This is a genomic window from Streptomyces sp. NPDC020958, from assembly GCF_055562175.1.
Map to the genome: position 1 here is coordinate 1,295,557 of NZ_JBVHFU010000001.1, position 6,903 is coordinate 1,302,459.

General features: G+C 70.1%; 8 protein-coding genes. 7 read left to right on the forward strand and 1 reads right to left on the reverse strand.

From position 1 onward, the window contains the following. Nucleotides 1–10: 10 nt before the first annotated feature. From ACZ3KP_RS05870 to ACZ3KP_RS05895, 6 genes are all read left to right on the forward strand, one after another. Nucleotides 11–193, forward strand: coding sequence for a transposase (locus ACZ3KP_RS05870; RefSeq protein WP_467496792.1), 183 nt, complete (start codon nt 11–13; stop codon nt 191–193). Nucleotides 194–283: 90 nt separating this feature from the next. After that, the gene (locus tag ACZ3KP_RS05875; RefSeq protein WP_467496703.1) at nt 284–730 is read left to right on the forward strand and encodes a hypothetical protein; all 447 of its coding nucleotides are present in this window, start codon (nt 284–286) and stop codon (nt 728–730) included. Nucleotides 731–833: 103 nt separating this feature from the next. Next, complete coding sequence (locus ACZ3KP_RS05880; RefSeq protein ID WP_467496705.1) at nt 834–1,766, forward strand: hypothetical protein; 933 nt, start codon at nt 834–836, stop codon at nt 1,764–1,766. Nucleotides 1,767–1,880: 114 nt separating this feature from the next. Beyond that, nucleotides 1,881–3,083 carry a permease gene (locus ACZ3KP_RS05885; RefSeq protein ID WP_467496706.1) on the forward strand — a complete coding sequence of 401 codons (1,203 nt, stop codon included), beginning with the start codon at nt 1,881–1,883 and terminating at the stop codon, nt 3,081–3,083. A gap of 138 nt (nt 3,084–3,221) precedes the next feature. Further along, on the forward strand, nt 3,222–3,659 hold the full coding sequence (locus ACZ3KP_RS05890; RefSeq protein ID WP_467496708.1) for an Hsp20/alpha crystallin family protein: 438 nt from the start codon (nt 3,222–3,224) through the stop codon (nt 3,657–3,659). A gap of 101 nt (nt 3,660–3,760) precedes the next feature. Then, nucleotides 3,761–4,156, forward strand: a complete 396-nt coding sequence (locus tag ACZ3KP_RS05895; protein WP_467496710.1) for a DUF2267 domain-containing protein — start codon at nt 3,761–3,763, stop codon at nt 4,154–4,156. Nucleotides 4,157–4,247: 91 nt separating this feature from the next. On the opposite strand, the gene ACZ3KP_RS05900 is transcribed toward ACZ3KP_RS05895, so the two are convergent. Continuing rightward, on the reverse strand, nt 4,248–5,813 hold the full coding sequence (locus ACZ3KP_RS05900) for a glycoside hydrolase family 6 protein (RefSeq protein WP_467496712.1): 1,566 nt from the start codon (nt 5,811–5,813) through the stop codon (nt 4,248–4,250). 119 nt (nt 5,814–5,932) lie between these two features. On the opposite strand from ACZ3KP_RS05900, the gene ACZ3KP_RS05905 reads away from it, so the two are divergent. After that, nucleotides 5,933–6,903: cellulose binding domain-containing protein (locus ACZ3KP_RS05905; RefSeq protein ID WP_467496714.1), on the forward strand; the 971-nt coding region annotated here is incomplete at its 3' end.

Here is a 6,903-nt window from a genome sequence, read left to right on the forward strand (position 1 = left end):
GGGGGAGCGGCTGGAAGCCGTGTTGCCGCCGATACCGAAGACGGGCCGTCCACCGCGGGATCGGCGGCAGGTCTTCGACGGAATCCGGTGGCGGGCGCGGACGGGCTCGCCGTGGCTGCTCTCCTGCGTCCAGTGGCCCTCCATCCAGCGACGGCAAGGCGCCCGTTCACCGGCTGGTCGTCGTCATCCCTGATACCTTGCATACCCCGCCCCGGTATGGTGGGGTGGGCGGTCCAGGCGGCATGCCGAACGGTGCGGCGAAAAGTGCGACGAGGGACGGAACGTGGGCAGTGGACATGCGGGCAGGCGGGGCATCGCCCGGCTGTCGGCGCTGTGCGCGGTGCTGTTCGGCCTGTTCCTCATGCATGGCGCCCCGGCCGCGGCCGCGGAGGGTTGCCACGGCGCCATGTCCACGATGGCGTCCTCGCCGCTGACCGGCGCTCACAATCCCGCCGCACTCCTCGCGAATCCCACGCCTGCCGCGCACGGCACCGGGCCCGCCGTCCGGGTCGCCGACGTCCCCGGGATGTCCGGGTCGCTGTGCGTGTCGACCGCGGCTCACGAACGAACCCGCCTGCCTGCGCCCGGCCTGCTCGGCATGGCAGGCGCCGCAGTGTTCGCCCCGTGGCTGCTGGCCCGCCTGCGGGTGGCCGCCGGCGGGACGGGGCGGCGCGGACCACCGGGCGGCGGGCGAGACCTCCTGCTTCAGGTGTGCATCGCGCGGACGTGACAGGCGCGCACCGGATCCCGGTCCCAGGCCGGAGCCGGCATCGCGTCCTGCTCGTTTCCGCGCACCACCGGTGTGGTGCGCCCACCCGGAAAGACTCACCTCGATGGCCACCTCCTCCCGTCTCACCGCCCGCCGCCGCACTCTCGCAGCGGCCGGCGCCGCAGCCGCCCTCGCGCTGACGCTTACCGCCTGCGGTTCCTCCAGCGACTCCTCGGCCATGCCCGGCATGGACCACGGCAGCAAGTCCTCCGCCTCCGCCTCCGCCTCGCCCAGCGCGCCGCAAGCGATGGGCGGCATGCCCGGCATGGAGCACATGACCTCCGGCAACGGTCTGTCCGACACTCAGGACGGCTACCGCCTCACCTCCCAGGTCGCGACCCTGCCGTCGGGCAAGCGGACCGCCTACCGGTTCACGGTCACGGGCCCGGGCGGCAGGGCGGTCACCGGATTCGCCCTCGACCAGACCAAGCGGATGCACTTCTACGCCATCCGCTCAGACCTGACCGGCTTCCAGCACGTCCACCCCGCCATGGCCGCCGACGGCACCTGGACCGCTGACCTGGCCTCCCTCACTCCGGGCTCCTGGCGTCTGTTCGCCTCCTTCACCCCCGACGGCGGGCCCGGCAAGGGCAAGGACTTCGTGCTCTCGCGCACCGTCACCGTGCCCGGAACCGCGACCAACACCCCGCTGCCCGACCCCGCCACCAGCACCCAGGTCGACGGGTACACCGTCACCGTCAAGGGCGAGCCCATGGCCAAGATGGCGCATCCGTTGACCGTCTCCCTCGCCAAGGACCGCAAACCCGTCACCGACCTCCAGCCCTACCTGGACACCTACGCCCATCTGACCGCCTTCCACGAAGGCGACGCCGCCTTCGCCCACCTCCACCCCACCACCAAGGTGGCCGGCGACCACGGCGGCCCGGACCTCGCCTTCCACGCCGAACTGCCCACCTCCGGCAACTGGCGGCTGTTCCTGCAGTTCCAGACCGGCGGCACGCTCCACACCGCCGCCCTGACCCTGCGCGTGGGCTGAGCGCGAGCGGGGCGCCGCCCTCGCCTGCGGCGCCCCGCACCCGGCCCGAAAGACCCGCCCCCTCACCCCGCGACCTCCGGGCGTACGCCGCTTCGTGCGAGGAAGGCTTTTCACATGCACGCCGTACTGCACGCACTGTCGATCACCGGCTCCATGACCTGGGAGATCACCTGGGCCCTGATCCTGGGCTTCACGCTGTCCGCCGTCGTCCAGGCCGTGGTCCGCAAGTCCACCGTCGTCTCCCTGCTCGGCGACGACCGGCCCCGCACCCTCGCCGTCGCCGCCGGCCTGGGCGCGGCGTCCTCGTCCTGCTCCTACGCCGCGGTGGCGCTGGCCCGCTCGCTGTTCCGCAAGGGCGCGAACTTCACCGCCGCGATGGCCTTCGAGATCGCCTCCACCAACCTCGTCATCGAACTCGGCGTCATCCTCGCGCTGCTGATGGGCTGGCAGTTCACCGCCGCCGAATTCGTCGGCGGCCCCATCATGATCGTCCTGCTGGCCGTGCTGTTCAGGCTGTTCCTGCGCGACAGGCTCCTGCGTCAGGCTCGCGAGCAGGCAGAACAGGGGCTTGCCGGGTCGATGGAGGGCCACGCCGCGATGGACATGTCCGTACAGCGCCAAGGCTCCTTCACGCGCCGGCTCCTCTCCCGTGAGGGCTTCACCGCCACCAGCCACGTGTTCGTCATGGAATGGGCGGCGATCCTGCGTGACCTGGTCGTCGGGCTGCTCATCGCCGGCGCGATCGCCGCCTGGGTCCCGGACTCGTTCTGGCGCGCCTTCTTCTTCGAAGGCCACCCGCTCGCCGCCAAGCTGTGGGGGCCCCTTGTCGGCCCGCTGGTGGCGATCGCCTCGTTCGTGTGCTCCATCGGCAACGTGCCGCTGGCCGTGGTGCTGTGGAAGGGAGGCATCAGTTTCGGCGGCGTGGTGGCGTTCATCTTCGCCGACCTGCTGATCCTGCCGATCCTCAACATCTACCGGAAGTACTACGGCGCCAAGACGGCCGCCTTCCTCCTCGGCACCTTCTACCTCGCGATCGTCATCGCCGGATACGTCGTGGAGTTCACCTTCGGCGGGCTCGGGCTGATCCCTGACCAGGCCGACGCGAAGGTGCCCATGGAAGGCATCAGCTGGAACTACACCACCTGGCTCAACATCGTCTTCCTCCTCCTGGCCGCGGTGCTCCTGGTGCGCTTCTGGCGCACCGGCGGCATGGCCATGCTCCGCATGATGGGCGGCTCACCCGACACCAGTCATGATCACGCCGATCACATGCACCACGGGCACCACGCGGCGGACCCCCACGGCGGACACCGCTGAGCGAGGCCCTCGGGACCACCCCGAGTGTCATCTTTCGGATGACGCATTGATTGTCATCCAAGCGATGACGTGATACAACGGTGTCAGTGAGGCGGCGCATTGGCAGCAACTGCCCGAACCCTCTGGAGGTGTTTTCCGATGTTGATGCGCACCGACCCCTTCCGTGAGCTCGACCGGCTGGCGCAGCATCTGGTGGGCACCGGCACCGGCACATGGTCCCGGCTGTCCCCGATGCCGATGGACGCCTACCGCGAGGGCGACACCTATGTGGTGGCCTTCGACATCCCCGGTGTCACCGCGGACGCGATCGACATCGACGTCGAACGGAACATGCTGACCGTCAAGGCCGAGCGCCGGCCGACGACGAAGGCCGAGGACGTGCATATGGAGCTGGCGGAGCGGCCACTGGGCGTCTTCTCCCGCCAGCTGGTACTGGCCGACACGCTGGACACCGAGCACATCCAGGCCGACTACGACGCGGGTGTGCTCACCGTGCGCATTCCGATCGCGGAGCGCGCCAAGCCCCGCAAGGTCACCATCGGTGTCGGATCCGGCCGCAAGGAGATCTCCGGCTGAGCCGGACCGCCGTAGGGCTCGGCGGCGGAGGGCGGGCGACCGATCTCCCCCCTGCCCGTCCTCCGCGAGCAATCCGGGTGCAGGGAAGGGAGGTTGCCGACATGACCGTGCGACGAGAGGCGTTCCTCGACCACGTGAAGGAACGCGGCGAATACCGCACCCCGCAGGAAGCCGAGCGTGCGACTCGCGTCGTGCTCGCCCTGCTGGGTGCGCACCTGCTCGGCGAAGTACGAGCCCAGCTGGCGGCGCGTCTGCCGGAGGGCTTCGCCCTGATCCTTCTCAACCCGTTGCAGAGCGCCGAGCCGCTGTCCCCGGAGCGGTTCGTGCGGGCGACCGCGGCCTGGATCGAGGGCGCCACCGAGCAGACCGCGTCCTGGGACGTCAGCGCCGTCCTGTCCACGGTCGCCGACGCCGCCGGCGACGACCTGCTCCAACAGATCCTGCTCCAGCTCCCCTCCGGCTACGACCTGCTCTTCGGCCGCCCTCAGCCCACCTGACCACCCACCCGCCGGTGACCCTGCACCGACGCCTGCGCCGGGGCCGGTCACTTGACGACCGGCCCCGGCAGCCACTCACCGTGTCACAGGATCACGGCAGGGGCGGGTAGGCGTTCTGCATGAGCTGCTGGAACTGGGCGGAGAACCAGTGCCCGGCCAGCGGTGCGTTCGGCAGGGCGCCGGTGGGGTTGTTGCCGTTGCGTGCGTTGCCGCCGTAGGTGGGGTCGCACATGCGGTCGAAGCCCTTGCCCTCGTCGTTGGAGACGGCGGAGCTGGAGCCGTCGGACTCGCCCGGTGGCTTGACCCACACGTAGGCGTCGATGCCGGCGGCGGGGGCGGCGGTGGGCCGCTCGCCGAGTCCGGCGCCGCTCTGGTTGCACCAGTTGCCGGCGTGGATGCGCCTGTCGACGCGGCTGCCGTTGACGTAGTCGTCGACGGACGTGAGCGGCCCGGGCCCCGTAGGCCGGGCGGCACCGCCCCAGCCGTCGCGGGAGGTGTCGATGAGCATGCCGATGCCGGAGCGGAACCCGGCCGCGACCAGCTTGTCCCGCAAGCCCAGGGCGAACGACTGCTCGTCCACGTACTGGTTCCAGTCCACCCACTTCGACTGGCGCACGGTCTGGCCGTTCACCGTGTCGGTGACCTTGAAGTTCGGCTCCTTGACGGGGCTGTAGTTGGCGGTGTTGACGATGAAGCCGGCCACGTCGTCGACGCTCGCGCCGTTGGTCGTGGCGACCTTGGCGAACTCCTGCACGGCCGGGCCGAGGTTGCTGTCCCAGCCGAGCCAGCCGTGGTGGCCCGCGTCGATGTAGTTGTAGACGTTGGGGATGGCGCCGAGCTTGTCCAGGGCGTAGGAGACGCCCTTCTCGTAGTTGCCGTTGCTCTTCATGGTCACGCAGGCGTCGGTCGTGGTGGGGGTGCCACCGGCGTTGGTGACCAGGTTGGGCAGTGAGTCGGGCTCGATGACCGTGGCGATCCGCAGGCCCGCGTACTTCGGGTCGGAGAGGATGGACGCGATGGGGTCGATGTACTGGCTCTTGTACTTGTCGAGGTCGTTCGGGCCGAGTTCGCCGTTGGAGGCGAGTGCGGCGCAGTCACGGCCCGGCAGGTCGTAGATGACCAGCTGGACGACGAGGTCACCGGATCCCTTCTGCTTCAGCGCCTCGTCCAGGTGGTCGCGCAGGCCCATGCCGCCGCTCACGCCGTTGATCGCGGCGATCCGGTCGAGCCAGACGGCAGTGGGCTGGTTGGAGATCCGGCTGCCCCCAGGTTCCGCCGCCGCCTTGGCCGACCACTCCGGGTTCACGTACACCTTGGCCCCGGCATAGGGGTTGTCGGCCCGGCCGTCCGTGCCACCACCGCCCCCTCCGCCGCCCGTGCCGCCCCCGGTACCGCCGCCCGTGCCGCCACCGGTACCACCGCCGCTGCCGCCGTCGTCGACGTTGCAGGCGACGCCATCGAGCGTGAAGGTGGCCGGCACGGCGTTGGTGCCGCTGTAGGAGCCGTTGAAGCCGAGGCTGACCGAACCGCCGGTGGCCAGGGAGCCGTTGTAACTCTCGTTGCCGGCCGTCACGGCGGTACCGCTCTGGGAGATCTTCGCGTTCCAGCCGTTGGTGACCGGGTTGTTGCTTAACGTTCTTCGGCCGGTTCCGCTCAAAACGATTCAACTCCTCAACGTCTTGACGGGGTCAGCCGTCATCCCCACTATGGGAGCGCTCCCACTGGTTCAAGCCTTGTCCCCCCACCGAGCCGCACTCCGCAAGGAGGACCAGAAACGTGGATTCCGGACGCAAGCGCAGAGCCGCGAGACGGTTGTGGACCGCCGTCGCGGCCGCATTGGCGCTGCCGTTGTCGACGCTCGCCACCAGCGCAACTCCCGCCCATGCGGCGGCCCTTCAGTGCAGCGTCGATTACAGGACCAATGACTGGGGTTCCGGCTTCACCGCCGACCTCACCCTCACCAACCGCGGGACCGACACGATCAACGGCTGGACGCTGACGTACGCCTACAGCGGCAACCAGAAGCTGAGCAACGGCTGGAACGGCACCTGGTCGCAGTCGGGTCAGTCGATCACCGTGAAGGACGCCGGTTACAACGGCACGATCGCCGCGGGCGCGGCCGTCTCGACGGGCGCGCAGTTCAGCTACAGCGGTACCAACACCGCTCCTTCCTCCTTCACGGTCAACGGCACGCCCTGTGCCGGCGCCCACCAGCCGCCGGTCACCGTGCTGACCAGCCCGAGCGCGGGCGCGGTCTACACGCAGGGCACCGCCGTCCCGCTCGCGGCGACCGCGGCGGCCGCCGACAACGCCACCATCAGCAAGGTGGAGTTCTACGACGACACGACCCTGCTGGGCACCGACACCAGCGCGCCGTTCACCCTGTCCGCCTCCGGGCTGGCGGCGGGCAGTCATTCCCTGGTGGCGAAGGCGTACGACAGCCTGGGCGCGTCCGCGGAGTCGACGCCGGTCGGGATCACGGTGACGTCCGCTCCCGCGGTGGTCGCGTCGCCCACCCAACTGGGCGTCCAGCAGGGCAAGTCGGGCGCGTTCGCGGTGAAGCTCTCGGCACGGCCGAACGCCGACGTCACCGTCAAAACGACCCGCACCGACGGCAACGCGGGCCTGTCGGTCTCCGACGGCTCGTCGCTCACGTTCACGCCGTCGAACTGGAGCACCGCGCAGAACGTGACCGTGGCGGCGGACTCCTCCGGGACCGGCACCGCGACCTTCACCGCGTCCGCGAC